Source organism: Pectobacterium peruviense (genome assembly GCF_002847345.1).
GTDB lineage: Bacteria > Pseudomonadota > Gammaproteobacteria > Enterobacterales > Enterobacteriaceae > Pectobacterium > Pectobacterium peruviense.
In genome coordinates this window covers 116,948-142,827 of record NZ_LXFV01000016.1, presented here as the reverse complement: position 1 = coordinate 142,827, position 25,880 = coordinate 116,948, and the positions used below count along the sequence as shown (strand labels likewise).

25 protein-coding genes and 1 pseudogene are annotated in these 25,880 nt (G+C 51.2%); 9 read left to right on the top strand and 17 right to left on the bottom strand.

What is annotated here, in order from left to right; all coding sequences use genetic code 11:
* Positions 1–62: 62 nt before the first annotated feature.
* Positions 63–2,627: a DNA mismatch repair protein MutS gene (gene mutS / locus A0G03_RS13910; RefSeq protein ID WP_072061998.1), complete on the bottom strand. Its 2,565-nt coding sequence runs from the start codon at positions 2,625–2,627 to the stop codon at positions 63–65.
* 557 nt (positions 2,628–3,184) lie between these two features.
* On the opposite strand from mutS, the gene A0G03_RS13905 reads away from it, so the two are divergent.
* Positions 3,185–3,979 (top strand): DUF4225 domain-containing protein, encoded by a 795-nt coding sequence (locus tag A0G03_RS13905; RefSeq protein WP_048259072.1) that lies wholly within the window; start codon positions 3,185–3,187, stop codon positions 3,977–3,979.
* A gap of 345 nt (positions 3,980–4,324) precedes the next feature.
* On the opposite strand, the gene A0G03_RS13895 is transcribed toward A0G03_RS13905, so the two are convergent.
* The gene (locus A0G03_RS13895; protein WP_048259074.1) at positions 4,325–4,666 is read right to left on the bottom strand and encodes a hypothetical protein; all 342 of its coding nucleotides are present in this window, start codon (positions 4,664–4,666) and stop codon (positions 4,325–4,327) included.
* Positions 4,667–4,740: 74 nt separating this feature from the next.
* Positions 4,741–5,218, bottom strand: a pseudogene (locus A0G03_RS13890) (Hcp family type VI secretion system effector).
* 200 nt (positions 5,219–5,418) lie between these two features.
* Here A0G03_RS13890 and A0G03_RS13885 point away from each other — a divergent pair.
* Positions 5,419–6,843 carry a non-oxidative hydroxyarylic acid decarboxylases subunit C gene (locus tag A0G03_RS13885; protein ID WP_048259075.1) on the top strand — a complete coding sequence of 475 codons (1,425 nt, stop codon included), beginning with the start codon at positions 5,419–5,421 and terminating at the stop codon, positions 6,841–6,843.
* A gap of 14 nt (positions 6,844–6,857) precedes the next feature.
* Positions 6,858–7,085 (top strand): non-oxidative hydroxyarylic acid decarboxylases subunit D, encoded by a 228-nt coding sequence (locus A0G03_RS13880; RefSeq protein ID WP_048259076.1) that lies wholly within the window; start codon positions 6,858–6,860, stop codon positions 7,083–7,085.
* 80 nt (positions 7,086–7,165) lie between these two features.
* On the opposite strand, the gene A0G03_RS13875 is transcribed toward A0G03_RS13880, so the two are convergent.
* The 8 genes from A0G03_RS13875 to fecI form a co-directional block, all read right to left on the bottom strand.
* Positions 7,166–7,795 (bottom strand): glutathione S-transferase family protein, encoded by a 630-nt coding sequence (locus A0G03_RS13875; RefSeq protein WP_048259077.1) that lies wholly within the window; start codon positions 7,793–7,795, stop codon positions 7,166–7,168.
* A 193-nt stretch (positions 7,796–7,988) separates the two neighbouring features.
* Positions 7,989–8,756 carry a Fe(3+) dicitrate ABC transporter ATP-binding protein FecE gene (fecE, locus tag A0G03_RS13870; protein ID WP_048259078.1) on the bottom strand — a complete coding sequence of 256 codons (768 nt, stop codon included), beginning with the start codon at positions 8,754–8,756 and terminating at the stop codon, positions 7,989–7,991.
* Complete coding sequence (fecD, locus tag A0G03_RS13865; protein WP_048259079.1) at positions 8,757–9,716, bottom strand: Fe(3+) dicitrate ABC transporter permease subunit FecD; 960 nt, start codon at positions 9,714–9,716, stop codon at positions 8,757–8,759. It lies immediately after the preceding gene.
* Positions 9,716–10,711, bottom strand: coding sequence for an iron-dicitrate ABC transporter permease FecC (gene fecC, locus A0G03_RS13860; RefSeq protein WP_048259080.1), 996 nt, complete (start codon positions 10,709–10,711; stop codon positions 9,716–9,718). The genes fecD and fecC overlap by 1 nt, the downstream gene beginning before the upstream one ends.
* Positions 10,708–11,622 carry a Fe(3+) dicitrate ABC transporter substrate-binding protein FecB gene (locus tag A0G03_RS13855; RefSeq protein ID WP_048259081.1) on the bottom strand — a complete coding sequence of 305 codons (915 nt, stop codon included), beginning with the start codon at positions 11,620–11,622 and terminating at the stop codon, positions 10,708–10,710. Before A0G03_RS13855 ends, fecC begins: the two co-directional genes overlap by 4 nt.
* A gap of 73 nt (positions 11,623–11,695) precedes the next feature.
* On the bottom strand, positions 11,696–14,062 hold the full coding sequence (gene fecA, locus A0G03_RS13850; protein WP_048259082.1) for a TonB-dependent Fe(3+) dicitrate receptor FecA: 2,367 nt from the start codon (positions 14,060–14,062) through the stop codon (positions 11,696–11,698).
* Between the two features lie 95 nt (positions 14,063–14,157).
* A complete protein-coding gene (gene fecR / locus A0G03_RS13845; protein WP_048259083.1) occupies positions 14,158–15,114 on the bottom strand; it encodes a ferric citrate uptake sigma factor regulator FecR in 957 nt (318 codons plus the stop codon).
* The gene (gene fecI, locus A0G03_RS13840; RefSeq protein WP_048259084.1) at positions 15,111–15,632 is read right to left on the bottom strand and encodes a ferric citrate uptake sigma factor FecI; all 522 of its coding nucleotides are present in this window, start codon (positions 15,630–15,632) and stop codon (positions 15,111–15,113) included. Before fecI ends, fecR begins: the two co-directional genes overlap by 4 nt.
* A 305-nt stretch (positions 15,633–15,937) precedes the next feature.
* On the opposite strand from fecI, the gene A0G03_RS13835 reads away from it, so the two are divergent.
* The 5 genes from A0G03_RS13835 to A0G03_RS13820 all read left to right on the top strand — a co-directional run bounded on the left by A0G03_RS13835 (position 15,938) and on the right by A0G03_RS13820 (position 20,466).
* Positions 15,938–17,560 carry an EAL domain-containing protein gene (locus A0G03_RS13835; protein ID WP_048259085.1) on the top strand — a complete coding sequence of 541 codons (1,623 nt, stop codon included), beginning with the start codon at positions 15,938–15,940 and terminating at the stop codon, positions 17,558–17,560.
* Between the two features lie 120 nt (positions 17,561–17,680).
* Positions 17,681–18,022 (top strand): zinc ribbon domain-containing protein YjdM, encoded by a 342-nt coding sequence (locus A0G03_RS13830; protein ID WP_011092680.1) that lies wholly within the window; start codon positions 17,681–17,683, stop codon positions 18,020–18,022.
* A gap of 136 nt (positions 18,023–18,158) precedes the next feature.
* Entirely contained in the window at positions 18,159–19,229 is a 1,071-nt protein-coding gene (gene mltB, locus A0G03_RS13825) for a lytic murein transglycosylase B (protein WP_011092681.1), read from the top strand.
* 138 nt (positions 19,230–19,367) lie between these two features.
* Positions 19,368–19,508, top strand: coding sequence for a hypothetical protein (locus A0G03_RS21885; RefSeq protein WP_167389301.1), 141 nt, complete (start codon positions 19,368–19,370; stop codon positions 19,506–19,508).
* A 241-nt stretch (positions 19,509–19,749) separates the two neighbouring features.
* A complete protein-coding gene (locus A0G03_RS13820) occupies positions 19,750–20,466 on the top strand; it encodes a sulfite exporter TauE/SafE family protein (RefSeq protein ID WP_048259165.1) in 717 nt (238 codons plus the stop codon).
* Here the strand turns inward: A0G03_RS13820 and A0G03_RS13815 are convergent.
* The 6 genes from A0G03_RS13815 to A0G03_RS13790 all read right to left on the bottom strand — a co-directional run bounded on the left by A0G03_RS13815 (position 20,463) and on the right by A0G03_RS13790 (position 25,675).
* Positions 20,463–21,356 (bottom strand): LysR family transcriptional regulator, encoded by an 894-nt coding sequence (locus tag A0G03_RS13815; protein ID WP_048259086.1) that lies wholly within the window; start codon positions 21,354–21,356, stop codon positions 20,463–20,465. The two genes, A0G03_RS13820 and A0G03_RS13815, sit on opposite strands and share 4 nt — an antisense overlap.
* Positions 21,357–21,435: 79 nt before the next feature.
* Positions 21,436–22,143, bottom strand: a complete 708-nt coding sequence (locus A0G03_RS13810) for a GGDEF domain-containing protein (protein ID WP_011092684.1) — start codon at positions 22,141–22,143, stop codon at positions 21,436–21,438.
* Positions 22,130–22,582: a DUF1987 domain-containing protein gene (locus A0G03_RS13805; RefSeq protein WP_048259087.1), complete on the bottom strand. Its 453-nt coding sequence runs from the start codon at positions 22,580–22,582 to the stop codon at positions 22,130–22,132. Before A0G03_RS13805 ends, A0G03_RS13810 begins: the two co-directional genes overlap by 14 nt.
* A 1-nt stretch (position 22,583) precedes the next feature.
* A complete protein-coding gene (locus A0G03_RS13800) occupies positions 22,584–23,138 on the bottom strand; it encodes a SiaB family protein kinase (protein WP_048259088.1) in 555 nt (184 codons plus the stop codon).
* Positions 23,139–23,151: 13 nt separating this feature from the next.
* Positions 23,152–24,396: a SpoIIE family protein phosphatase gene (locus tag A0G03_RS13795; RefSeq protein WP_011092687.1), complete on the bottom strand. Its 1,245-nt coding sequence runs from the start codon at positions 24,394–24,396 to the stop codon at positions 23,152–23,154.
* An 85-nt stretch (positions 24,397–24,481) separates the two neighbouring features.
* Positions 24,482–25,675, bottom strand: coding sequence for an alpha/beta hydrolase (locus tag A0G03_RS13790; protein WP_048259089.1), 1,194 nt, complete (start codon positions 25,673–25,675; stop codon positions 24,482–24,484).
* Here A0G03_RS13790 and A0G03_RS21880 point away from each other — a divergent pair.
* Positions 25,602–25,874: a hypothetical protein gene (locus A0G03_RS21880; RefSeq protein WP_167389300.1), complete on the top strand. Its 273-nt coding sequence runs from the start codon at positions 25,602–25,604 to the stop codon at positions 25,872–25,874. The genes A0G03_RS13790 and A0G03_RS21880 overlap by 74 nt on opposite strands.
* Positions 25,875–25,880: the final 6 nt, after the last annotated feature.

The window sequence follows — 25,880 nt, the reverse complement described above, 5'->3', positions numbered from 1 at the left end:
TTAAAAGAAAAGGCACTGATTTTCAGTGCCTTTTTGCTTTATTTGCTCCGTTCTGACTCGCGTTAGAGCATTTTCTTTAGCTGATACAACCAATCCAGCGCCTGACGTGGTGTGAGCGCGTCAGGGTCGATGGCTTCCAGCGCTTCAATCGCTGGTGATGGCTCATCATTGTTCAGTAGCGCCAACTGCGCGCCATCGATATGGCTGGATGATGCGTTATTCGATAACGTTTCCAGCTCTTTCAGTTTCTGACGTGCACGTTTAATCACTTCTTTCGGTACACCCGCCAGTGCGGCGACGGCAAGCCCATAACTTTTGCTGGCTGCGCCATCCTGTACGCTGTGCATAAAGGCGATGGTATCACCGTGCTCGCGTGCATCTAAATGGACATTCACCACGCCTTCCATTTTTTCCGGCAGGGTGGTCAGTTCAAAGTAGTGCGTTGCAAACAGCGTCATCGCTTTGATACGGTTCGCCAGATTCTCGGCGCAGGCCCACGCTAGCGACAAACCGTCATAGGTTGAGGTTCCACGGCCAATTTCGTCCATCAGCACTAGACTGTTTTCCGTGGCATTGTGCAGAATATTTGCCGTTTCGGTCATTTCTACCATGAAGGTGGAGCGGCCAGATGCCAGATCGTCTGCTGCCCCCACGCGGGTAAAAATGCGATCGACGGGACCAATGACCGCCTGCTCCGCAGGCACAAAGCAGCCGATATGCGCCATCAGTACAATTAGTGCGGCCTGACGCATATAGGTACTTTTACCACCCATGTTGGGGCCGGTAATGATCAGCATACGACGCTGCGGTGAGAGCGACAGGGGGTTAGAGATAAACGGCTCACGAAGTACCTGCTCGACGACGGGGTGACGACCACCTGCTATTTTGATGCCGGGTTTGTCACTCAGTGTCGGACAGACGTAATTCAGCGTATCGGCGCGTTCCGCCAGATTCGTCAGAACATCCAACTCGGCCAATGCGGCCGCACTTTGTTGGAGTTCTGCTAAATGAGGCAGCAGTCGGTCGAAAAGCTCATCGTAGAGTGCTTTTTCTAGCGCCAGCGCTTTGCCCTTCGAGGTCAGAACTTTGTCTTCGTATTCTTTCAGCTCTGGAATGATATAGCGTTCGGCATTTTTCAGCGTCTGGCGACGGACATAGTGGATCGGCACCAGATGGCTTTGGCCACGACTGACCTGAATGTAATAGCCGTGCACACCATTGAAGCCGACTTTCAGCGTATCAAGCCCCAGCTTTTCACGTTCGCGAATTTCCAGGCGGTCTAGATAATCGCTAGCACCGTCAGCTAACGCACGCCACTCATCCAGCTCTGCATGGTAGCCCGGCGCGATAACGCCCCCGTCTCGTACCAAGACCGGTGGTGCTTCGACAACAGCGCGTTCCAGCAAATCACGTAGTTCATCAAATTGCCCAATCAGACTGACCAAACGGCGAACGGAGTCGGTCTCTAGCGGCGCAAGCTGTTCACGAATATCGGGAAACTGCTGGAAAGCATGACGCATGCGTGCCAGATCGCGCGGACGTGCCGTGCGTAAAGCGAGGCGCGCCAGAATACGCTCCAGATCGCCGACCTGCCGCAGGTAGGGTTGCAGATCCGGTGTGATTTCCTGCAATGCGCTGATAGCCTGCTGGCGCTGCTTGAGCGCATCAATATCGCGGCTAGGCATGTGAATCCAGCGCTTCAGCATCCGGCTGCCCATCGCTGTTACGGTGCAGTCCAGTACGGCAGCCAGCGTATTTTCTACGCCGCCTGACAGGTTTTGCGTCAGTTCAAGGTTACGGCGCGTGGCTGCATCCATGATGATGCCATCTTGCTGGCGCTCCATCGTAATGCCACGAATATGCGGCAGCGAGGTGCGCTGTGTGTCTTTCGCGTATTGCAGCAAACATCCGGCGGCTCGCAGCGCGAGCTTTGCCTGTTCTACGCCAAAACCAGTCAGATCGCGGGTACCAAATTGCAGGTTAAGCTGCTGGCGTGCGGTATCGGGTTCAAATTCCCACATCGGACGACGGCGGAGTCCATGACGATTGTCGATCAACTCCATGGACTCAAAGGATTCTGGGTAGAGTAATTCTGCTGGATTGGTGCGCTGTAATTCGGCCGCCATGGTTTCCCGATCGGCGGGTTCACTTACGCGAAAGCGTCCAGAGCTGATGTCTAGCGTGGCGTAACCGAATCCCCGACCGTCCTGCCAGATTGCTGCCAGCAGGTTATCCTGCTTTTCCTGCAATAGCGCTTCGTCGCTGATGGTTCCTGGCGTGACGATACGTACGACTTTACGTTCCACTGGCCCTTTGCTGGTGGCGGGATCGCCGATCTGTTCGCAGATTGCGACGGATTCGCCCATTTGCACCAGTCTGGCAAGGTAGTTTTCAACGGCATGGTGAGGAACGCCCGCCATCGGGATCGGTTCCCCTGCGGAAGCGCCGCGTTTCGTCAACGAAATATCCAGCAGTTGAGAAGCCCGCTTGGCATCGTCAAAGAACAGCTCGTAAAAATCGCCCATACGGTAAAACAGCAGGATTTCTGGATGTTCAGCCTTTAACCTAAAATACTGCTGCATCATTGGCGTGTGGGCAGTGAAATCCTTGTCGGTAGAATCTTTCATATTGATTTTACTCAGTCTTAACGCTTTGGTTCATTCAGATGATGGCGTAGGGTCGATGTTAAATCTTGCCAATGGCTCGTCACCTGAGCATTGAAATGGAATGCCAGAAGTATACTGACTGGCAGATGAAAAACATCACCTGCGAGTGCGCTATCTTACCATTGATGGTCGTTATTTGGCGTCAGACGACGTTACCAGACTGAGACAGGGATGCGTATGCGATTTTTCCTCTATTGCTCAGGCGCGCGAGGCGGCTCGCAAGTTTGCCCGGAATCCTTAAGTCAATAAAGCGAAGATCGAATGCGGCCTGAGGCTATCACTATTGTTAAGCTGATAATAGGTGGGATTTTTGCCCAACGTCGCGATCATTCATAAGGTAAGATTGACACAGAAAAGTAAGGTATCAGCCTCGATAACGGGTTCAAAGCGCTTGCTCGTCAGGAATTGAGAAAGCAGGGGATTGAGCCGAAGGGGCGAAAGTTAGCTAATTAGCAGAACAGATAACCAAGGGAATGGATGATGGTTCTCAATGTTCTTTAACGTCAAGGATGCGAGATATGGACAATTACCTAAATAGAAATAGTGTTAATAATCAATATTTTTTGGCTATGGCTCAGGCAGCCTCGTTTGATCTAATAAAGACAGCCAGAATTGTTTCCGCTCGTCATATTAACGATCTCTTTCTTAAAGCAAAATTTGAAGACGAAATTCGACGTTTTTCTAATGGAAATCTGGACATCGTTAGAAATGCCAGTAGCTCATCGGAATGTCAGATTGCTATTAATAATATCAAGGAAGAATGTGCCAATATTGAAAAACAAGGAACAATGCTTTCTCTTGAAAAAGCCAAGGTATTTATTACCATCAGCATGGAGAAAAGAGATAAGGAATTTGGTTATACAATAAATGCAATCGGTGTAATTGTTGGTGATGCCCAGTTTGTTTCTGGAGTTGGAATCGCTTATGCCGCGACTGGTTATTTAGGTCGATTTATTGGGGCACATATCGCTCTAAATGGAGCAAGTTCACTTAGTGAGAGTATTTTTCATCTTATTGGGCGTGAGGATTCAGTAGGATTTATGAAGTCTGGCTATATACGTACAGCAGAATTTTTGGGGTTTGATAAAAGATCAGGCTTGTTGGCTTATCATTCAGTCGATCTTGTCACTTCATTCTATGGTATCGTCAAATTAACGCTGAAACCTGATGCCTGGAGGCTTTTTCGATATATTCCCAGCGATTATTATAGAAAAATAAATACGATGAGCAGAGCATCGCTGATGTTGAAGATGATCGGGGCTGGAAATAAGATACGAATAATGTCTGATATATATAAAGATGACTCTCTTTAAGATAATAGGCTGGATCAGCCCATCTTACCCTTTCTCTTTAGGTAGGAATATGACTTATATGCTAATTTCATTGGGGTAATATAATAGATAAGAAAAACAAAAATAAGTGTGAATGAAAAATATACCGAGATGACAATAATGTCATTTCTTATAATCAGGGTTGCTATAAGTATAGTGATTAGAATGGCGCATAAAAAACATCCGGTGTGAAATCTGCTTTTTAACGTGTGCGTTAACATTAATAATGTCTCTTCACTATTTTCACCACGAGAGATTATTTTTCTCATGAAGTTAATATCATCATGAGTGAAACCATTTTCTAAGAGAACTTTTTCTATCTCCTGGTTATTCATATTTTCTCGCCTTTATTAATTTATATGATTTATATGCCAATTTCATTGGCCCCATGTGATAAACTAAAAAAAGAGAAAGCATCATGACAAAAAAGTAAACAAAGAATTCAATTAAATCAGCTCGTGTGTTAAAAATAAAATTAATGGTAAATGTAGCTATTATAACAACAAACAAAAAGCACCCGTTATAAAACCGTGTTCGTAATGTATGAATCAATCTCTGTAGCGTCTCTTCACTATCCTCACCACGAGAGATTATCTTTCTCATGAAGTTAATATCATTCTGTGTGAAACCATTCGCTAAGAGTTCCTTTTCTGTCTCTTGGTCATTCATGGTTTTTTCTCCTGGTTTTTATTATATTTTATAGGGTGTAGCAATATTTGAACACTATCGCCCACAGTTATGTATTAGTAAGCTGAATCAGTCCATAAGAGAAAAGAACTGGTTCTTGCTACCACATGCTCCCATTCGATTGATGCAAATTTGAACGAAATGCTTTCCTGTGGCTGGGTTTCATTATGTGTTAATGAGTTAGGATAGAAAAACTGAATGTCATTGATAATGGCGTCTCTTAGCACCATTTTAAAATAGAGTTCGTTGCCACCGGATTGGGACGTTCTGTAAAACAGAAATTCACAGGTTAGTTTTTCGTTATCACCTAATGCCTGTGCCAGAAGAGGCGTTGCCTTATCTATCGGTTTTCTGATTTCCACAGGGTTGAGGGAAACATTATCCTGCCGAGTTATTCTATTCATTAACTCATAAAAAAATCTCATCTTCATGGGAAGTCTGATATTTATTGCCAATCGAGTCTGCACTTGAACAGCCCGCAGAGATAAGACCTTGCGTTACGCCAGTGAGTTTTAGATAGATCAAATTTGCCATTATTTATTCCTTAATATTATCCATAATCCTGCCCCATAAATCCTTTTTCCTTATGGGAGGGTAATTTCTGCATTTTTTGGTAAATGAGTCAATAGCCGTTACCGCGCATTGCGCGAGGCGGTTCGCACGTTTCTTGCAGCATCATAGGTAGCAACTAGACTGATTATTCTGTCACTCATTCGGAAGAAAGGAATCTGGATATGGCATTTGATGATTTACGCGGTTTTTTAAACGCGCTTGATGAAAATGGCCAACTGTTGCATATCGATGAGGAAGTTCAGGCTGAGCCAGATTTGGCCGCTGCGGCCAATGCAACGGGACGTATTGGGGAAGGGGCGCCCGCGCTTTCTTTTACGAATATTAAAGGATTCGTTGATGCACATGTCGTTATGAATACGATAGGTTCATGGCCGAATCATGCCATCTCTATGGGATTACCGGGAAATACACCGGTAAAACAGCAAATTGATGAGTTCATTCGCCGATGGGATAACTTCCCAGTTGCGCCGGAACGACGCGAGAACCCGCCGTGGGCAGAAAATGCATTGGAGGGGGATGACATCAATCTTTTCGCTCTCCTGCCATTGTTCCGTTTAAACGACGGTGATGGCGGTTTCTACCTGGATAAGGCCTGCGTTGTTTCACGCGATCCCGACGATCCCGAGCATTTCGGTAAGCAAAATGTCGGTATTTACCGGATGGAAGTCAAGGGCAAACGTAAGCTGGGCCTGCAACCGGTGCCGATGCACGATATTGCCATGCATCTCCGGAAGGCAGAAGAGCGCGGCGAGGATTTGCCCATTGCTATTACCCTCGGTAACGATCCCATTATTACGCTAATGGGGGCAACGCCGCTGAAATATGATCAATCGGAATATGAAATGGCCGGTGCGCTGCGTGAAAGTCCGTACCCTATATCTACTGCACCGCTTACTGGTTTTGATGTTCCCTGGGGCTCCGAAGTTATTCTGGAAGGCGTGATTGAAAGCCGTAAGCGCGAAATTGAAGGGCCGTTTGGTGAATTCACTGGGCATTATTCTGGTGGCCGTAGTATGCCCGTGGTGATAATTGATAAAGTGTCCTATCGCTCTAAACTGATTTTTGAATCTCTGTACATTGGTATGCCTTGGACCGAGGTCGATTATCTGATTGGCCCCGCAACCTGCGTGCCGCTCTATCAGCAATTAAAAGCGGAGTTCCCAGAGGTTCAGGCAGTTAACGCGATGTATACCCACGGATTGCTGGCGATTATCTCCACCAAAAAACGATATGGAGGGTTTGCTCGTGCAGTAGGGTTGCGTGCCATGACTACACCGCACGGACTGGGATATGTGAAAATGGTTATCATGGTTGATGAGGACGTCGATCCTTTTAACCTTCCCCAAGTCATGTGGGCACTGTCTGCCAAAGTGAACCCAGCTGGCGATCTGGTCCAACTGCCGAATATGCCTGTGCTGGCGTTGGATCCGAGCTCAAGCCCTGCAGGTATCACCGACAAACTGATCATTGATGCTACAACGCCCGTCGCGCCGGATATCCGTGGTCACTACAGCCAATCCGTGAAAGATTTGCCTGAAGCCAAAGCCTGGGTTGAAAAACTGTCTGCCATGCTGGCGAATCGATAACTAAGGAGTGACAAATAATGTGTCCACGTTGTGCCGATGAGCAGATCGAAGTGATGGCGACATCGCCAGTGAAAGGCGTCTGGACGGTATATCAGTGCCAGTGCTGTTTGTATACCTGGCGTGATACCGAACCGCTGCGCCGTATTAGCCGCGAGCATTATCCTGAAGCCTTTCGTATTACGCAGAAAGATATAGCGACGGCGCTTGAGTTTCCCGCTATTCCGCCCTTGTTGACGAAATAGGTGGTGTTGAATTAATCATCTCAATCGTGGTTATTTTTGAACGCGATGCGCCGTGTTTCAGGGTACCTCGCGTTTATTCCTTATTCTGCGCTTGCTTCAATATCCTGGACTTTCCGCCAGCTAGCCAGATTTTTCAGCCGCTGTGAATAGCGTTGAATATTGGGGAAACGTTCAGCAGGAACGAGTCGTTCCACGACGGTATTAATAACGAAGCCCAGCATAATATCCGCGCCGGTTAAGGTATCACCCACGATAAATTCTCTTGAAGCCAGCGTGTCGTCTAAAAATGAAAAGACTTTATCGAATTCATTGTCAGCGTAACCCTCAAGGAAATTCAGTGTGGTGCCGGTATTCTTTTCAAATTCGCCAAAAATCTTCAATAACACCGGCAGCATCGCGGAGCTTTCTGCAAAGTGTATCCACTGAAGATAATCAATGTATTCGGCTGCGTTTGCATCTGGCGCTAAGTGTCTTGCATGGCGATTGATCAGATACTCAACAATCGCACCAGATTCTGCGATGACTTTTCCATCCTCTTCAATCAACGGTGATTTACCTAAAGGATGTATCGCTTTCAGTGATGCGGGTGCCAGATGCGTTTTTTCATCCCGTTGATATCTGACAAGCTCATAAGGTATCCCGGCTTCTTCAAGCAACCAGAGGATACGAACAGACCGTGAATCATTAAGATGGTGTAATTTTAATCCCATATTACGTTTCCTTAAATTCTGATGGGTTGAGCTAATCGCCATGATGTTGCCCCACGACGTGTATTGATTCCGTGTAATACACGTAGAGTAGCGATTCCGTTGGCCTTCGGCTAACAAGGCTATTTTTGTAGGGGCATAAATATTTTTATGAGGTTGCTGCGTTCACCTTGATGGATAAGAACATGATCCGCGCTCACTTCACCACACACATTGGTTGACCTGATACCGGCTCTGCATGGATCTCCGCATCGATGCTGAACACCCGTTGCAGTAATTCCGGTTTCATCACTTCGTGCGGTGAACCCTGCGCTATCACGCGTCCATCCGCTAACATCACCAGATGATCGCAGTAGCGGCTGGCCTGATTCAGATCGTGCAGGACGGTTATCACCGTTTTTCCAGCCTGATTCAGTTCGCGCAGCAGCTTCATCAGTTCCACTTGATGATTGATATCGAGGTAAGTCGTCGGTTCGTCGAGCAGTACAACGGGGGTATCCTGCGCCAGCAGCATTGCCAGAAACGCCCGTTGACGTTGCCCACCGGACAAATCGGTCAAGCGTTTGTCGGCCAGCTCGACGATGTGCGTTTTCTCCATTGCGAGCTGCACGCGCTGGCGATCGTCTTGTGATAACCGTCCCCACAGCGATAGCCAGGGGCTGCGTCCGTAGGCCACCATATCACGCACGGTAATCCCTTCCGGCGTCAAATGCTGCTGTGGTAACAGCGCCAGATGGCGTGAAAACTGGCGGGCAGAGAACGTAGAGAGCGGTTTGCCGTTGAGCTGAATAGCGCCGGATTCTGGAGTAAGCAGCTTGGCGAAGCACTTCAGCAGCGTTGACTTTCCACAGCCGTTGGGGCCGAGCAGGGCAGTAATTTTTCCCGCAGGCAGCGACAGCGACAGGCCGTCTAGAATACGTTTATCGCCATAACCTGCCGTCAGGTTTTGTGTGGTGAGTTCCATTTATCGCATTCTCACGAGAAGCCAAAAAAACCAAGGCGCACCGATAATCGCGGTTAGCACCCCGGCGGGTAATTCCATTGGTGGGTTCAGCGTACGCGCCAGCAGATCGGCAAGCAGCAGTACCAACGCACCAGCAACGGCTGAAGCAGGAAGAAGCCAGCGGTGCCGTCCTCCCACCAGATAGCGGATCAGATGCGGCACGACAAGGCTGATAAACCCGATGGGCCCGCAGACGGCCACGCTAGTCGCGGCGAGCGCTACTGCAAGCGTCAATCCCCAGAACTGAATACGCCCAATATTGACACCCAGCGTACTGGCACGGTCGTCGCCTAGTGCCAATAAATCCAGATCGCGGCAAAAGCGCAGGCTGATCGGAATCAGTACACAGAGGACGGGCAGCGCGACCATGACGAATGACCAGTCGCGTCCCCATAGGCTCCCCGTCAGCCACAGCAGCGCGTTGTTGACATCCTGCGGGCGGGAGAGGATCAGATAATCGGTGAGGCTTGCCCAGGTAGCAGAAAGCGCAACGCCGATGAGCGCCAGCCGCATGGGTGATGATGTTCCCGCGATAAGTCGCAGAAGTAGCAGCCCGACGATGCCGCCGATGAACGCGAGGAGCGGCAACCAGATCACTGGCAGTGAAGGCACCAGCATTAGCGCGCTGACAGTTGCCAGACTTGCCGCATGATTTACGCCGAGAATATCCGGCGAGGCTAGCGGGTTACGTACGATCCCCTGAACCAATACGCCGGAAATTGCCAGCGCTGCACCGACGAACAGCGCCAGCAGTACGCGGGGCAAGCGATACTGCGTCAGTACGTAATGATGTTCGTTGGCGTTGTGCCAACCGCTTATCAACGCCGACCACGGCAGCGGAATTGCTCCCATGCGCAGTGCCAGAACGCTAGTGGCGAGTAACAGCAGAGTAATCGAGATAAATACAGTGACGGGGCGCATTATCCTCGTTTCCTTGCCAGCCAGACAAAACAGGGGGCACCGATCAGTGCCAGTACCGCGCCGGCAGGCAGTTCGCCCGGCCAGGCGAGCGCGCGGGCAAGCAGATCGGCCAGTAACATAAATGCTGCGCCCATTAGCATGCTCATAGGCAGCATTTTTCGCTGGTCGTACCCGATCCAGAAACGTGCCAGATGCGGAATTAACAGGCCGATAAACGCCACCGGACCGGCTACGCTCACGCAGGCACCGACTAATACCAGCACTGCCAGATTCAAGACAAGGCGTAGGCGACCCAAGTTGACGCCCAGCGTATGGGCGCTTACGTCACCAATATTCAGTAAATTAAGCTGGTTTGCCATTAGCAGGACAACGGGGATGACGATGATGACAAAGGGGAAGAGTTGCCAGAATTCCACCCAGCGTGCGTGCGATACGCCACCCGCCAGCCAGTAAAAAATGCCATAGGCGTGATCTTCCGCCAGCAGCAGCGTGATGCGGGTTAAGGCCATGCACAGGGCAGAAAGCGCGACACCTGCCAGAATCAGGCGATTACGATCGAGCGTTTGTCGCCAGCCGCCGCCCGCTGCCATCACCATCAGCCAACACAGGCCACCGCCGCAGGCGGCAACAAAGGCGATGGGATAGCCGGAAAGCGAAGATGTGAACGCGCTGGTCAGTGCCATCGCTAGCGCCGCACCGCTGTTGATGCCGAGCAGAGAAGGAGAAGCCAGAGGATTATGGGTCAGGGTTTGAAGCAGAGCGCCGGACAGCGCCAGGCTGGCGCCGATCAGTACAGCAACCAGACTACGAGGCAGGCGCAGGTTGAGCACCAGCGCCTCCGGTAGCGAAGACGGCGATCCCGTAATCAGCGCTTTGATAGCACTCAGTGCAGGAATGGGGATCGCGGAATAACAGAATAGGCTGAGCCAGAACACGCCCAGCAGCACTGTTATCGGTAATCCCCAACGCCAGAACGGATGGAAATTTTGCCTCATTGCTCGCTGCTGATGCTAACGGGCTGATGTTTAAAAATCTTCACCGTATCGCTGCCGACGCGTTCCGCTGCAAAGATGCCGCGCATCCGCGCCCAGGCGTTGCTGTCGACAGCGGCAATCTGCTGTTTTTGCTGTGCTTCCAGCATGTTCCAGAGTGCATCCTGCTGCCAGCGTTTCACAATACTTTCTTCGCGATAGTGCGTCACAATCAGCCACTGTGGGTTAATCGCCAGCAACTGTTCCAAATTGATGGAGGCCATCGGCGCATTGTTAATGGGTTTCGGCACGCTCAGACCCAGAGCAGCCAACACGCTGCCGGTGTAGGCTTCGCTGGAATACAGGTTAAACTGCTGTTCGCGCGAGGTGCCGAAAGCGACGCTCGTGCCTTTGGGAAGCTGGTCTGCGTAGGCTTTCATTGTCGCGCGATGCTTAGCAAGACGAGCCTGCATCGCACTGTCTTTCCCTAATACCTTGCCGATGATTTCCGCCGAATGCAGGTTTTCATCATAGGTTTCGTTGCGTGATTTCAGCAGCAGTACCGGAGCGATAGCCTTCAGCGCCGTGTAAATACCGCTGTGGCGACTGCTGTCGGCGATAATCAAATCAGGCTTCAGCGCGCTGATGGCTTCGAGGCTCGGCTGCGCACGCGTTCCCACGGAGTGCCAGGGTTTTAGGTGTTCACGGACTTCCGCCAGGATCCGGTCTGGATCGTTGTCATCGGCGATGCCTACTGGGCTGACGTCTATCGCGGCCAGTGCATCGGCAAAAGAGAGTTCCAGCACCACAATGCGCTGAGGCGGCGTGTCGAGCGTAAAGGAACCCTGTTCATCCTGCACCGTTACTGCATTGGCGCGACCCAGTCCGAACAGACAAAGCACTGTAATCAGTGCAACGCGAAGTAGAGCAAACATAGCGTAACTCCTAATAGTCGTGATCATTCAATAGTCAGGCCGGGCATCTGCCCGGCGAGAGAGAGCGTGACAGTCAGAATTTCAGCGAGCCCTGCATATAGAAGGTGCGGGGTTGGCCAGCATAAATCCCTTTGTTGTTGTCATCGCTGTTCGAACGCGTGTAGTAATCGTGGTCGAACAGATTTTTCACACCAAAGGCCAGATTGAGGTCAGAGAACTGCGGGCCGAAGTCGTAGGCGGCACGAGCGCCCCACAGCATAAAGCCGGGGATACGTCCGGCACTGCCATCGGCGCTTTCGGCAACGGTGTTGGTATTATTGGCAAACTGGCTGGACTGGAACTCACTGTTCAGGTTGAACGTCCAGTTGCCCGGTTGGTAATCGATGCCGAATCCACCCCGATGTTTTGAAGAGAAGGGCACTTGATTACCGTAGGTATCGCCCGCTTCGAGAATTTCAGCATTCACATAGGCGTAGCGCGCATAAACCGATACCGTTTCTAAACGAGGTGACAGGTCGGCGAGGTGATAGCGAGCCTGTGTTTCTAGCCCCGAATGGCGGGTTTTCCCTCGGGTGGTGACGGTATCGTTGGTCTGGTTGGAGTCATACTGGTTATTAAAGTTGACCAGAAAGACGCCCATTTCTGCCGTTAGCGCACCATCGTCGTAGCGGGTGCCGGCTTCCCAGGTACGCGCTTTTTCTGGCTCCACTTTGCCGCTTTTAGCAGCCTTGCCAATTCGGCTGTACTGTACGGTGCCGAATGATCCTTCGGTGTTTGCATAAAGATTCCAGCTGTCGTTGACGTGATAAAGGACGTTCAAGGCAGGCAGCGGCGCGTTGTAGCTGACCGCTTCACCTGTGCCTTTCAGCGTATTGTCCTGATGAGATTTGATGTGCTCGAAGCGCATACCCGGCGTAATTGTCCAGTTGCCAATATCTACGCGATCGTCGATGTACCAGGCGTGCGCTTCTGTCCCCGCGCGGGTTTCGCGGTCGATGGGGCTATTGGTACTCGGCAGCGTCTTGCTAGCGGTACTGGTGAAATAACGCACTTCGTGGGTGGATTCGCTGACATAGCGATAACCTACGCCCACTTCATGAGCGGAGGAACCGAGAGTAAAACTCTGGCTGTAGCGGGGTTCAATGCCGCGCACCCAATATTCGCGTGGAGACAGGGTAAGGATCGCGTTTTGTTCCAGATAGCCGCTGCGCAGCGTGCGCGTGTAGAAGCTCTGAATGTTGAATTTGTGCTGCTGATCTGGCTGGTATTGATAGCCAAAACTGGCAAGCTGACGACGTCCCCAGAAGCGATCGTACGAACGTGTTGACTGCCAGCGGTCAGCATTATAATCGGCACGCGATAGCCCGCCGGGCATATCGGCGCTGCCATCATAATATTGCAGCAGGCTGTTAAAGGTGTGCACCTCGTTTGGCGCGTAGCGGCTTTTCAGCATGACGTCGTCAATACGCGTCGCGCTATGCTCGCGCCAGTCACTGCCGCGCGTGCCGGAGTAAAGCAATGCCGAGCCAAAACCGTTATCGGCCGTGCCGCCAACCAACAGGTTGTGGGTTTCTTTCGGATTGTGCTGTGAAGACGTCGGGCTATGTTGGCCTTCTACGCCAGCGCTAATGCCAAACGCTTTCGGGATCGCGCGGGTGACAAAGTTTACGACGCCACCGACGCTCTGTGGCCCGTAGCGTACTGCGCCGCCGCCGCGTACTACGTCAACAGCATCCATATTGCCAAGAGAAATGGGGGCGAGGGAAAGCTGCGGCTGACCGTAGGGAGCAAAAGGTACCGGAATGCCGTCCATCAGAACGGTGGAGCGACTAGCCAGACGCGGACTCAGACCGCGGATACCAAAGTTCATGGCCAGATCATGACTACCCGTACCGTTATTTTCCGGCGCATAAACACCCGGTATACGGTTTAAGACGTCGCGCATGGTGGTGGCACCGGTCTTGGCGAAGTCTTCACGGCGGATCACATCACGCGCGCCAGCGTGTTCAAAGACATCATTTTCACGGGCTTCACCCAGCCAGTCACCAACGACCGTCAGCGTTTCTTCGGCTGCCGTCGGGATTGGTTCCAGCGTCCAGGCGTTATCACCCAACGCTTTCACTTGCAAACCGCTACCCGCAAGCAGGGCTTTCAGGCCGTCATTAACGGTGTAGTCGCCGTGCAGGCCGCTACTGCGCTTTCCCTGTGTCAGGCTGGCATCCACCGACAGCGTAATCCCGCTGCGGGCGGCATAGTGGTTAAGTGCTTTGTCTAAATCGTCAGCCGCAATATCGTAGCGTGCGGTGGCGGTGGCGGTGGCGGTGGCGGGTGCAGTGGCTGCGTAGGCTATCCCTGTCGTGATACCGACTGTCGACAGCAGGCTGAGCTGTATTGCCATAGCTAAAGGTGTTGCTTTACGAATGGCGCGTAAGAGCGTCATAACATCTCCATCATCATTTTTTTGCATCTATATACTTAAGTCGAACGAGAGGGAGAAAAAGGACAACCAAGAATGATAATTTTTTTCGTTATCGTTTAGTTTGCGGGAAGGATATTGACCCAGTAGCGTGTAATGTACTGAATTTTAACGGGTAGTGTTTTCTCAATAACCTGTAATACCGTATCGGTATTCTTCAGCGGGAAGGTGCCGCTTAAGCGTAGCGTAGCGACCTCTGGGCTACAGCGCAGTACGCCGTGACGGTAACGCGAGAGGGTCGCCATCACGTCTCCGAGCGGTTTATTACTGAAGCTGAGGATACCCTGCGTCCAGTTGCTGTCTTCTTCCTCTGCGGATTGGGTTTCACCTAGTTCCCGCGCGCTGAAGTGCAGGCTGTCGCCCTGACGCACGATGCGCTCTTGTGTCGGATCGTCTGCCAGTACGACTTTCACCGCGTGCTGTTGCACGCTCAGCAAAGTGCTACCTTCTTCTTGACGTACCGTAAATTCGGTGCCCAGCGCGGTCAGTTGACCCTGCCGGGTTTGCACGTAAAAAGGGCGGTTATTGGCATCTTGCCCGGTGGTCATCGCGATTTCGCCATACCAGAGATGAATGCGTCGCTGCTGTAGATCGAAGCGGACATCGACGGCGCTGTTGGTGTTAAGCGAGAGCAAAGTGCCGTCTTCCAGACGCTGCTGACGGATCGCGCCTTTAGCCGTGGCGTAGTCCGCCCGCAGACCTGTTCCAGCGTCAGAACGCCAAAGCTGCCAACCTCCACCCACGCCCAACAACAGCAACAAACCTTTCATCACTCGGCGACGAGTGAGCTGGGTATCCTGAAGCGCGCGGTGGGCGACGTTGCCCGGCACGACGTTCATCTGGTTGCGCAGGTTTTCTACCTGTAGCCAGGCCCACTGGTGATCTCGATTTTGTTTATACCACTGCTGCCATTTCTCGGTTTGTTGCGGGCTCACGCGTTCGTCGCTCAGTACCGCATACCAATGCGAGGCAGAGCGTAGCGCCTGACGTTGGGAGTCGGTCAGCGGAAGACTCACAGCCCGTGCTCCAGACGAAACAGCAGGGAATGCTCCGTGGCTTTGGCAACATACTTTTTGACCGAGCTGACGGAGACATTGAGCCGCGTGGCAATCTCACCGTAGGCCATGCCATCAAGCTGGGACAGCAGAAACGCCTGTCGCGCTTTGTGGTTCAGTCCATCAAGCATGAGATCGACCTGCTGGAGTGTCTCAAGCTGCTGTTGCTGGATCTCTGGTGAGGGGGCAAGCGCTTCCGGCAACTGTGCCAGCCTCTCCAGATAGGCTTTCTCCAGCGCATTGCGGCGAAAGAGATCGACCATCACGCGTTTGGCAACCGTACACAGGAAGGATTTGGGGTCGCGGATTGCAGTGAGCGACTCGCCGTTCATTACGCGCAGGAAGGTGTCCTGCGCAATGTCATCGGCATCAAAAGAAGATTGGAGTTTGCCCGTCAGCCAGTGCTTTAGCCAGCCGTGATGCGAACCATAAAGCGATTCAAACGTCAGTTCAGCAGAAGTGGTAGCGTGGTCAGACATAATGGTCAGGAGTAGAAAAGCGTATCGGCGGTCAATAATAGGGCGCTATGTTAGTATGATAATGGTTCTCATTACAATTGAATCGCGGTGAGATATTGGCACGACAAATGGAATGGAAAACAACTATCTGTTTTTTAAAGCAAATAGAAAAGAAAATAAATATGTTGCTCTCATGCCGCTCAGACCCTTTGAGCCAGACGGTTATCAAGGCTCTGAAATCCTAATTATTTAGGATATCCATACATTGTCGGAAAAGGTTATGTGCTATGTTGAGTTTCTCGTGATGATGATACGTCGCCCTTCCTATGAGACAAAACCTGTTAGCTTATTTTCAAACGCTCTATTTTAAGAAAGGTTTGTTCTTATTATCCTTCTGCCTATTTTTTATTCTGGCTTCGCTTTTTGCGTTGGCGCTTGCGATCCATTCGGCTTTCACGCTCAAACAGTTTGAAGGGGATGTAGAGAATTTTTCTAGCGTCACAATTGAACATGCTGGTGAAATAATGGCGCAGGCAACCTCTGCGCTGGATAGATTAGAAGAATATCGTTTGCCTTATTGCGAGGCTCCTCATCTGAATGTGCTCCGCAAGGTGGCTTACGATAATGATTATATTCAGGACGTGGTCTATATCGACGGGAATCGGCCTCGCTGTTCTTCGATGTTGAACGAAATTAATACGATGTTTCTTTCCGCGCCCGACTTTGTCTATAAAAACGCCTACGGGGTTTGGTATAACGTTGAAAGCCCGCTGAATAGCAATAAGAGAATGATTTATGTTGGCGCAACGCATCATCTTGTGGTGTTGAACCCGCGCTCATTTCTGGATGTTTCTTCCTATAGCCATAATATCCAGAGCGCATTGCTGGAGAGAAAGAAACAGGATGGGCAGGTTATCCTGTCGGATTCGATCAATGACGGCGTTTTTCCCCGCCTGATAACGGGAGAAAATCGAACCGATAGATTTTATATTGATAATAAATATTATGTTTTGAAACCGCTATCAAACAGCGATCTTTCTCTAGTGGTAAGTGCAGATAAGCCTGTCAGTACCGCACGCTATCTGACGATTTTTTTCTCGGCCTTGCCTCTTTTTATTCTGCTTTCCTTGCTGCTATCCACGTTGATTTCCCGACGAACCTTGACTATTCAGAGCCCACTTTATGTTCTTAATCAGGCACTGAAGCAAAAAGAGTTTGAATTACATTATCAGCCGATTATTGCACTGAATACCGCGCAGGTTGTGGGATGTGAGGCATTGATACGTTGGCGTCATTCAGACGGACACTTAATTATGCCGGATTCTTTTATTCCCATGATCCGTCAGGTTGGGTTGATGAAAGAATTGACGTTATACGTCATTGATGAAGCGCTACAAACCGCTAGCGTATTGAAGAGAAGTTACCCCGAGATGTTTGTCTCCATCAATCTTGAAGCGGCGGAATTCGAGGATATTTCCATTTTCAATTATCTTGTGGAGCACATTACTGCACACGATCTTGAAGGGACGAATATTAGCGTTGAATTAACCGAATCATCAATGATCGAACCACAAAAAGCCGGACTCATGGTCGAACTGTATCAGCAAAAAGGGATTGACGTTGCCATTGATGATTTTGGTACCGGCTATGCCGGGCTGTCATATCTTGAGCGAGTCAAAGCCAATACGCTTAAAATTGATAAGTCTTTTGTCTGGAATATTAATAACCATTCACCCACGGATATTGTGTTGTCCCATATTGTCAGCATGGCACATTGTCTTAACCAACAAATTGTTGCTGAAGGCGTCGAAACCCCCATTCAGGAAGCCTACCTGAAAAGCCTTGGTGTAGCTTATGCGCAGGGCTGGTTGTATTCCAAAGCGCTCACGCAAGAAGCATTAATTGCGTTTCTGACGGCAAGGCGAGAAACCATGTCAGACGGGCAGTAAAGCCACGATAAACACTGCTTCACTATCAAAAATGAGCATAAAAGGGTAAAATATCGAAAATATGGTAGTTACCTAATGATATTTATTACTTTTTTATTATGAATTTTTCAGGAGTTTATCATGCAACAGTTACCTCATTGTCCAAAATGCAGTTCTGAATACACCTGGCAAGAGGGTGAAATGCTCAACTGCCCTGAATGCGGAAATGAGTGGTCGGCGGCGGGTGATGCGGCGGCGCAGGATGACGCTTTAGTGGTAAAAGATGCCAACGGCAATCTGCTGGCGGATGGCGATACGGTAACGGTTATTAAAGACCTGAAAGTCAAAGGTAGCTCGACTCCGCTGAAAATCGGCACCCGCGTGAAAGGGATTCGTCTGGTGGAAGGCGATCACAACATTGATTGTAAAATCGACGGTTTTGGCCCGATGAAGCTGAAATCCGAGTTTGTGAAGAAAAACTGATTCGAGTGTGGCGATGCGCGCTGGTCTTCCATTTGGTCGGCGCGCGGCACTTTTTCACCTCTGGCTGGTTTTTTCACATCAGACAATCCTTTACCATAGCTGATATTGATTTCTTACCTGGCTATACGGATATCTGATGCGTCATTTGGTTCGTTTTCTCCCTCTGCTCGTTTTGCTCTCTGCCTGTAGCAGTCAGCCAGCTCCTCCTCCCACAGAAGCGCCTTCGGGGAATCCTTTCAACGGTGGTTTCCTGCTTGAACCTGCACACAATGTCCATCCGTTGGGCGGTGATTTTGCGACTAACGCCGCCACTGCGCGATTTGTCGATAAAATGGTGCAGGAACATGGCTTTAATCGTCAGCAATTGCATGATGTGCTGGTACAGGCGAAAAGTCTGGATTGGGTGATCCGTCTGATGGATAAACAGGCTCCGACATCACGGCCACCTTCAGGGCCGAACGGTGCCTGGAACCGTTACCGCAATCAGTTTATTACGCCTGACAACGTGCAGAACGGCGTGGCGTTCTGGAATCAATATCAGGATGCGCTACAGCGTGCCCAGAATATTTACGGCGTTCCTCCTGAGATCATCGTCGGCATTATTGGCGTTGAAACCCGCTGGGGCAGAGTGATGGGGAAAACGCGCATCATTGATGCATTGGCAACGCTGGCGTTTGATTACCCACGACGTGCCGATTACTTTGCGGGCGAGCTGGAAACCTTCCTGCTGATGGCACGTAAAGAAGGCAACGATCCACTCAGCCTGCGTGGTTCTTACGCGGGTGCGATGGGCTACGGGCAGTTTATGCCTTCATCCTTCAAGAATTACGCCGTGGATTTCGACGGCAACGGACACACCAACCTATGGGATCCGGTGGACGCGATTGGCAGCGTAGCCAATTATTTCAAAGCGCACGGCTGGGTGAAGGGCGCGCCTGTTGCGGTGCCGGCAAACGGTCAAGCGCCGCTACTTCCGAACGGTTTTAATACCCGTTACTCGCTCACTGAACTTCAGGCCGCAGGGCTAACGCCACAGCATTCGCTGGCGGGATACAGTGAAGCCAGCCTACTGCGGCTGGATATCGGAACGGGATATCAATACTGGTACGGACTGCCGAACTTCTACACCATCACGCGCTACAACCACAGCACGCACTATGCGATGGCCGTATGGCAACTCGGTGAAGCCGTAGGCCGCGCGCGTTAAGATATTTTGTGGGTGCTGCTTATGCCGTATCCGTCTTCTCTTTCGCAAGGGAAGATCCTTATACACAATGTAAGGACGCCATCGGGTCTGGCCGTTATCCGGCGTAAGAAATTATGCTGAGGAGATAGTAGGCTTAGGATGAGCCGCATGGACGCGGCGAAAGCTTGCGCCACGCAGGGAGCGTGTCGCAAGCGGTCCGTTAAGCCTGATACCGACGATGGCATCGCGCAGCGACATAATTTAGCCGGAAGCCAGGGTTCGCAGGGCGGCGGCGACTGAGCGCCCTGCGTCGGGCGCGTGCTACGAGGTAGCATGAAATAACAGCATTATGGCGCACGAAACGGTCTCTGAGCCTGCATAAATATGTGACTCCAAGACTCTCAATCCTCCCTTTGCCTCCAATTTTCCTTGAATCAGCCTCAATACAATCCGCATAGACACCCGCCGCCACCTTATTGGAATATTCGTTCGTGGGGTCTTTTGTAAATCAACCTGTTGCAAACCGAGGCAATCAATGACGATGATGGTGGTGTTCCTGCTGGCTGGCATGGTGAAAGGTGTGATTGGCCTGGGATTACCGACGATCGCCATGGGGCTGTTAACGCTGGTGATGCCCGCTGCCAGCGCAGCAGGGTTGCTGATAATTCCTTCGCTGGTGACCAACATCTGGCAACTCGCCTGTGGCCCAGCTTTTCTTATCCTGATTAAGCGGTTTTGGACGTTATTTGCCGGAATCATTATTGGGACGTTATGGAATGGGCTGCCCGCGCTAACCTCGTCGTCATCATGGACGAGCGCAGCGCTCGGCGGCATTTTGGTGGTTTACGGCCTCTGGGGCATCGTGGCGACCACCTTGCCGCAGCCGGGACGCCATGAAATCTGGCTCTCGCCGCTGGTGGGCTACATCACTGGTGCAATCACAGCGGCAACAGGAGTCTTTGTGATTCCTGCCGTGCCTTACCTGCAATGTCTGCGACTCAATAAAAACGATCTGGTACAGGCGTTGGGGTTGGCGTTTACCGTCTCCACGCTGGGGCTGGCGTTACAGCTCATGCGGGGCATCGGGCTAGAGGGCATCGATCTCTGGCAGTCGTTGCTGGCCCTGATTCCCGCGCTACTCGGCATGATAATAGGGCAGCGTTTGCGCCACGCGATTAGTGAACTGCTTTTCCGGCGCTGCTTCTTTATCGGACTGATTGCACTGGGTGGATACATGGCGGCACGCGGGCTGCTCTAATCCGCATGCGCTTCGGTAATAAACGCCACGAAATCCTGAACGTAGCCGGGCAGAGCGGAGAACTGACGGGCGCAGATAACCAGATTGCGCGTCGCCCAATCGTCTGACAGCGGGATGGTGTGAACCTCTAGCCGTTCCATCATCCGTTGGGCAGCATGTCGCGGAAGAATACCAATGCCGATACCGCTGTGAATCACCTGCATGACGGCATCAAAACTGGCTAGGCGAACGCGATAATTCAGACGTTTTCCCAGCTTTCTGGCATGTTCATCAATATGTTCCTGCAACGCAGCACCTTCACTAAGCCCGACAAATTCGGCGTCGGTGATGGCGGAAAAGGCAAGCTGCTTTGTGCCAGACCAGATGCTGGTACGAGGAACCACAACCACCAGTTCATCCTGACGGAACGGGCGAGTTTCCAGTCCGTCTAGCGTCACGGAATCGGCCACAATGCCGAGGTCGGCGGTTTGATTGCGGATCGCATCGACGATATCGCGGCTGAGTTTTTCATTCACCGCTACGGATATCTGCGGACAAACCACCAAATAGCGGCCAAGTAGGGCGGGTAAATATTCATTCAGCGCTGCCGAGTTACACAACAGGGGAATGTGGCCGCGTAGCCCTTTGCCGTATTGGTGTAATTCGCTGCGCATATGTTCTACCTGACGCAGGATAATATGGGCATGATGCGCGAGTGAAAATCCCGCATCGGTGAGCGAGACGCCAGCTTTTGATCGCAACAGCAGTGGTACGCCCAGTTCCTCTTCCATTCCCCGTATTCGTTCGCTGGCGGCCTGCACGGTCAGGCTGGATGCCGCTGCACCACCGGTAATGCTGCCTGCTTTCTGAATATTGAGAAACAGCCGGAGATCGGTTAAATCGAATCGCATAGGGGAATCTGTCTCGGGTGAGCCGATACCCACTATTATGGTCGCGAGTCAGGGCGACGGCAATCGCCCAGCCTGTGACTTATTGAAACTCCACCCTATTTCTTCCTTTTTCTTTGGCTTTATAGAGCGCCACGTCTGCTGCACCGTATAGCGCATCAAAACTGGTCTTCTGCGGTGCCCAACTGACGCCGAAGCTGGCAGTAACGCGCTGCTGTGGCAGCACGCTGAGTGGCATCCTGTTGAGATCCTGATGTAGTTGGCTGGCGAGGGCGACGGCCTGCATGAGCGTATGCCCTTCCAGCAGGATCGTGAACTCTTCACCGCCGACGCGACCAATGCTGCTTGTGGTATTCAGGACGTGCTGTACACGTGATACCAGATCGCAGATCACGGCGTCGCCGGTAGGGTGACCATAGGTGTCATTCACCTGTTTGAAGTGATCGATATCCAACACGATGAGCGCTGCCTGATTGCGTTCCAGCGCGTGGTTTATGCGTTCAATAATCGCGCCACGGTTATACACGCTGGTCAACGGATCGTGGCTGGCTTTGTACTCTAACTCGACCGCCAACTGATTGAGCTGCGCATTCAGACGATTGAGCTCTTTCTCTGCCCGATCGCTGCGTGAAATCAGGCGATGCGACTCTCGTACCAATCGCTGGTAGTGATCGGTTAATGCCATTAGCGTATCGCGATAGACTTCTGCTGGCCTTTCCTGCTGGTTAGCAATGTTGCGCGCGGCGAGCAGAATGTCATATTCCGGTGTAAACAATTCAATTGTGCTCATGGTTATCACTCAAAATCGTGCTGTGAAAGATCAGGGCAGGGAAATCGATGTGGAGTTCTTCACCAAATTCTTCTGCAATGTCGTCGTCTTTGTCGTAATACCAATACAGCGCAATAGAGAGCGCCTGTTCAGCCGCTTGGTTAAGCAGGTTGAATAAACTGAACAGCATCTTGGTGCTTGAGCTGTTGAAGTAAATCAGGGAGACGTGTATTTCGATGCTCGGGAGTGCCTCATCCGGTGGCATCGTTTCTGCGCAGGTCGTCAATGCATGCAGATATGCCTGAATCTCGGTGAGCAGAGGGCGATAAAACGCCGCCGCATTCTCAGGATAAGATTCGCCGGAAAGATAAAGACGGTGTGTGTCAAAATGGAAATCAACTGCCGGGGTACAGGATGTCCCCGAAATATGGAGGTTGCTTATGGTCGTTATATTTTTCATGTCAAATGATTGCCTTCAGATAAAACGTAGATAGCCCCGTTGATGCGTCGGCCAGAAACGTAAACTGGAGTGGCTCACTGGCATCACGCGCGACGGTCAACAGCCCCATATCCGCGCCTTTGCTTGATGACGGGGTTTCATCACGCAGAGAGACTTTGTAGGCGAGTCGGATTTCATCAAGCGTCATACCGCGCAGCGGTTCAAGACGTCCCCGCAGCTTCTCGACATCGTCAGGGCGTACCGGATTAGCGCACAACAGGAAGTATTTCCCATTTTCGTAACCCAGACACACGGAGCCATGACGAACCTCGATGGGGCTCTCAAGAGCGGTTAACTGTGTGGCGGAATAGCGGGTGATGTTCTGTACCATTTCCACGAATGTGGAAAACAGCCGGCGACGGATACCAGCGGGAAGCTGCTTTTTCTCCAGCTGTAGCCGCATGGTTTCAGCCAGTGAACTGATGATGTTTTGTGAAAAATAGCCCACGTAATACAGCGTGATGTCATGCTGATGAGAGGGCGAAAAGAACTCGGTGTATTTGATGTTTGGCATCATTCTGCCTACCTGATTAAACAAAAGTCGAACAATGTCGGAAGCCCCAAAATGTTAAATCGTCTCGTCGGGTCTGATCGCCCTGGTAGATCTTGTGTGCTGATAGGAGTTGGTTAGCCAGCTCACGCATAGGTTGATTTTTATAGTGCTGTAGGTGCTCCTGTAGTCGACGTTTACCAAACATAATCCTGCGTTCTCCGCCAATTTGATCCGTCAGCCCATCCGTGGTGATGAAAAACATATCGTTGTCATGAAGCGGCAATTCGTAGCTCGACCACTGGTAGTCATAAGGCGTTTCGGTATAGCCGATACCCATACGATCGCACTGGAGTGGTGTCATCTGTCCGGTATGGCGTTGCAGCATGAAGGCTGGCATCCGTGCACCGGAAAACGTCAGCGTGTTTCGCGTCATATCGCAGAACACCAGCATCGCATCGCAGCCATCATTAGAGGTAGAAAGCTGCCGTGATTCGCCGCGTTGCCCCAGCGTATCTTTGATGTGACGGTTGATCGCTTGCAATAACTGCGCTGGCAACATTGGGCCGTGCTGTGTGAGCGCCTGTTCCAGTGCGGAAGAAAAAATTAGCGTCATGAATGCGCCGGGTACGCCGTGCCCGGTACAGTCCGCGACGGCGGCCAACCAGCCATTTTGATAGGTTTTAAAGGCATAACAATCGCCGCCGACACAGTCCCGTGGCTCCCAGGCTAAGCACCAGTCAGCGAGCGAGCGGGACATCGCCTGCGTCGATGTCGTCAGCATCGCGGCCTGAATCACGCTGGCATATTCGATGCTTTGCATAATTTGTTGATGTTGGCGTAGGTGCATATCCGATACGGCCTTGATCAGATCGATACCGAGCCCGATACCGATATAGCGTCCGTTCTCGGTGATCATAAAACCGTCCGTCAGCGATTTATCACCGGTAATGACCGTTTGATCGGCGACGTCGTTTAATGAGGCCAGCGCATCAACGATCAGCGGGTTCTTATCCATAAACGCGATGCAACTCTTTTTGTCGTACAGCTCGCGATAAAAAGGCCGGGACATCTGCGAGAGGAAAATATGGCGGTTGATTAAGCCGAAAGGGCGTCCATCCTCAACGACAGGCAGGCTGACCCATTCTTTATTTTTACTAAACAACTGCAATACGGTGGCGTTGTCGGTGTTAGGAGAAACGTCCGGCAAAGGAATGCAAAGATCTCGCGCCACCGGAGTACCCCGGAGGAGTGGTCGGGCGCGAGGAACGGACATGGAGATCATGGTTAATCTTTGGGCGGATTTATCTTTAAGTAAAAATACCTGCCCTTGATGACCAAATGATGACAATTACCCGCTTTGGGTAAGGTTATTGTACGTCTAGTACGTTGGCCATGATCTGATTTTGCCAGTCTAAGTAGGGGTTAAACGTCAGGCGCACATGGGTTTTGCCGTTTTCTCTATATCCCCAGTCGGAATACCACAGCGTGCTGCGATCCGCGCAGGCCGTCAGGTCGCTATTGGTTTGTCCATTGGCACAAATGACGATTGCTCCCGTTTTGCCGTATTCCTTATTCTCTGGTGAAAACAGGAGTGACATATGCGAAAACTGGCTGATACGCCATTCAGGTAGCGAGCCGGTACGCACCAACACGCGTGAGGAATGTACACCGGCAGGGCGATCGCCATACCAGATCAGGCGGCTGCGCGGATTGGTAAACTGCGTATCGAACGCGTTAACAACATAGGTCGTATCGACGACGGAATCATGTTCCGCCAGCACGATTAACACCGGTTTGTCATAAGGTTTTTTGGCCAGTTGTGAACGAACACCGCTGCTGGAATAGTAATATTGGGCGAAACCGTTGGTTGGTACTCGCATATAGCGGGTCGCTAACTGCTCAGGATAACCGGGGCGCGGTGGCATCAGCCAGTCGGTAAATACGGACAGCAGTGGCGTCATGAAATCGTATTTTTCGTTGGATTTAATGGCGGGTGAAAATAGCACCAATCCTTTGATTTCAGAATGTTGTGAGGCGTATTCCAGAGCCAGATTGCCGCCAGTTGAAAAGCCGCCCAGATAGACCTCATCGACCTCTTTACTGAGGATGGCGGCCTGCTCGGCGACCACTTTGCGCCAGTCATCAACAGTGACGTGCAACAGATCGGAGGGCCGAGTGCCGTGGCCTGGCAGCAAAACGGTTCTGACCAGAAAGCCTTGTTTGACCAATTCCGGTGTGACGTCAATGAACGAACCGGGTGAGTCTCCCAGCCCGTGCACCAGCAAAATCGCTTTATGCGGTTGACCCGCAGGACGGGTTTCTCTCGGCGTGTTCCAACGTAATTCCAGCTGTTTATCCGTGGTTTGGAAGGCTCGATGCTGCGCTACCCAGCGTGTAGTGTCTTGCTGATAACGCTCGAATGATGTTTGCCCTAATGGCGTGATGTCGCGTGGATTGCTATTGCATCCGACGATGGAAAGCACGCCAATGGTAGCGAATAAGCCTGTCATCACTCGTTTCCAGACTGCCCACGAAACGAACCGGAATACGTCTATTGTCATTTATGCTCCTTGCCTGCTGGCAACATCAACCTGCTCGCTAACGGGATATGGCGTTTCGACACCACTATATCTGAAATTATTTGGCAAGCATGGCGCTCAACGTGCTGGCGCGGTGGGGCTTCATGTTATACTTCAGACAAATTGGGCGTTTTTTCTGTCTTTTGGTCAGGCCAATATTACGATGGCCGATGTTGAATAAAGGGAT

Excerpts from the sequence above, each read along its gene's own strand:
- mutS (WP_072061998.1), bottom strand. The coding sequence starts at position 2,627 with ATGAAAGATTCTACCGACAAGGATTTCACTGCCCACACGCCAATGATG.
- A0G03_RS13905 (WP_048259072.1), top strand. The coding sequence starts at position 3,185 with ATGGACAATTACCTAAATAGAAATAGTGTTAATAATCAATATTTTTTG.
- A0G03_RS13895 (WP_048259074.1), bottom strand. The coding sequence starts at position 4,666 with ATGAATGACCAAGAGACAGAAAAGGAACTCTTAGCGAATGGTTTCACA.
- A0G03_RS13885 (WP_048259075.1), top strand. The coding sequence starts at position 5,419 with ATGGCATTTGATGATTTACGCGGTTTTTTAAACGCGCTTGATGAAAAT.
- A0G03_RS13875 (WP_048259077.1), bottom strand. The coding sequence starts at position 7,795 with ATGGGATTAAAATTACACCATCTTAATGATTCACGGTCTGTTCGTATC.
- fecE (WP_048259078.1), bottom strand. The coding sequence starts at position 8,756 with ATGGAACTCACCACACAAAACCTGACGGCAGGTTATGGCGATAAACGT.
- fecD (WP_048259079.1), bottom strand. The coding sequence starts at position 9,716 with ATGCGCCCCGTCACTGTATTTATCTCGATTACTCTGCTGTTACTCGCC.
- fecC (WP_048259080.1), bottom strand. The coding sequence starts at position 10,711 with ATGAGGCAAAATTTCCATCCGTTCTGGCGTTGGGGATTACCGATAACA.
- A0G03_RS13855 (WP_048259081.1), bottom strand. The coding sequence starts at position 11,622 with ATGTTTGCTCTACTTCGCGTTGCACTGATTACAGTGCTTTGTCTGTTC.
- fecA (WP_048259082.1), bottom strand. The coding sequence starts at position 14,062 with ATGACGCTCTTACGCGCCATTCGTAAAGCAACACCTTTAGCTATGGCA.
- fecI (WP_048259084.1), bottom strand. The coding sequence starts at position 15,632 with ATGTCTGACCACGCTACCACTTCTGCTGAACTGACGTTTGAATCGCTT.
- A0G03_RS13835 (WP_048259085.1), top strand. The coding sequence starts at position 15,938 with ATGAGACAAAACCTGTTAGCTTATTTTCAAACGCTCTATTTTAAGAAA.
- A0G03_RS13830 (WP_011092680.1), top strand. The coding sequence starts at position 17,681 with ATGCAACAGTTACCTCATTGTCCAAAATGCAGTTCTGAATACACCTGG.
- mltB (WP_011092681.1), top strand. The coding sequence starts at position 18,159 with ATGCGTCATTTGGTTCGTTTTCTCCCTCTGCTCGTTTTGCTCTCTGCC.
- A0G03_RS21885 (WP_167389301.1), top strand. The coding sequence starts at position 19,368 with ATGAGCCGCATGGACGCGGCGAAAGCTTGCGCCACGCAGGGAGCGTGT.
- A0G03_RS13820 (WP_048259165.1), top strand. The coding sequence starts at position 19,750 with ATGATGGTGGTGTTCCTGCTGGCTGGCATGGTGAAAGGTGTGATTGGC.
- A0G03_RS13815 (WP_048259086.1), bottom strand. The coding sequence starts at position 21,356 with ATGCGATTCGATTTAACCGATCTCCGGCTGTTTCTCAATATTCAGAAA.
- A0G03_RS13810 (WP_011092684.1), bottom strand. The coding sequence starts at position 22,143 with ATGAGCACAATTGAATTGTTTACACCGGAATATGACATTCTGCTCGCC.
- A0G03_RS13805 (WP_048259087.1), bottom strand. The coding sequence starts at position 22,582 with ATGAAAAATATAACGACCATAAGCAACCTCCATATTTCGGGGACATCC.
- A0G03_RS13800 (WP_048259088.1), bottom strand. The coding sequence starts at position 23,138 with ATGATGCCAAACATCAAATACACCGAGTTCTTTTCGCCCTCTCATCAG.
- A0G03_RS13795 (WP_011092687.1), bottom strand. The coding sequence starts at position 24,396 with ATGATCTCCATGTCCGTTCCTCGCGCCCGACCACTCCTCCGGGGTACT.
- A0G03_RS21880 (WP_167389300.1), top strand. The coding sequence starts at position 25,602 with ATGGTAGCGAATAAGCCTGTCATCACTCGTTTCCAGACTGCCCACGAA.
- A0G03_RS13790 (WP_048259089.1), bottom strand. The coding sequence starts at position 25,675 with ATGACAATAGACGTATTCCGGTTCGTTTCGTGGGCAGTCTGGAAACGA.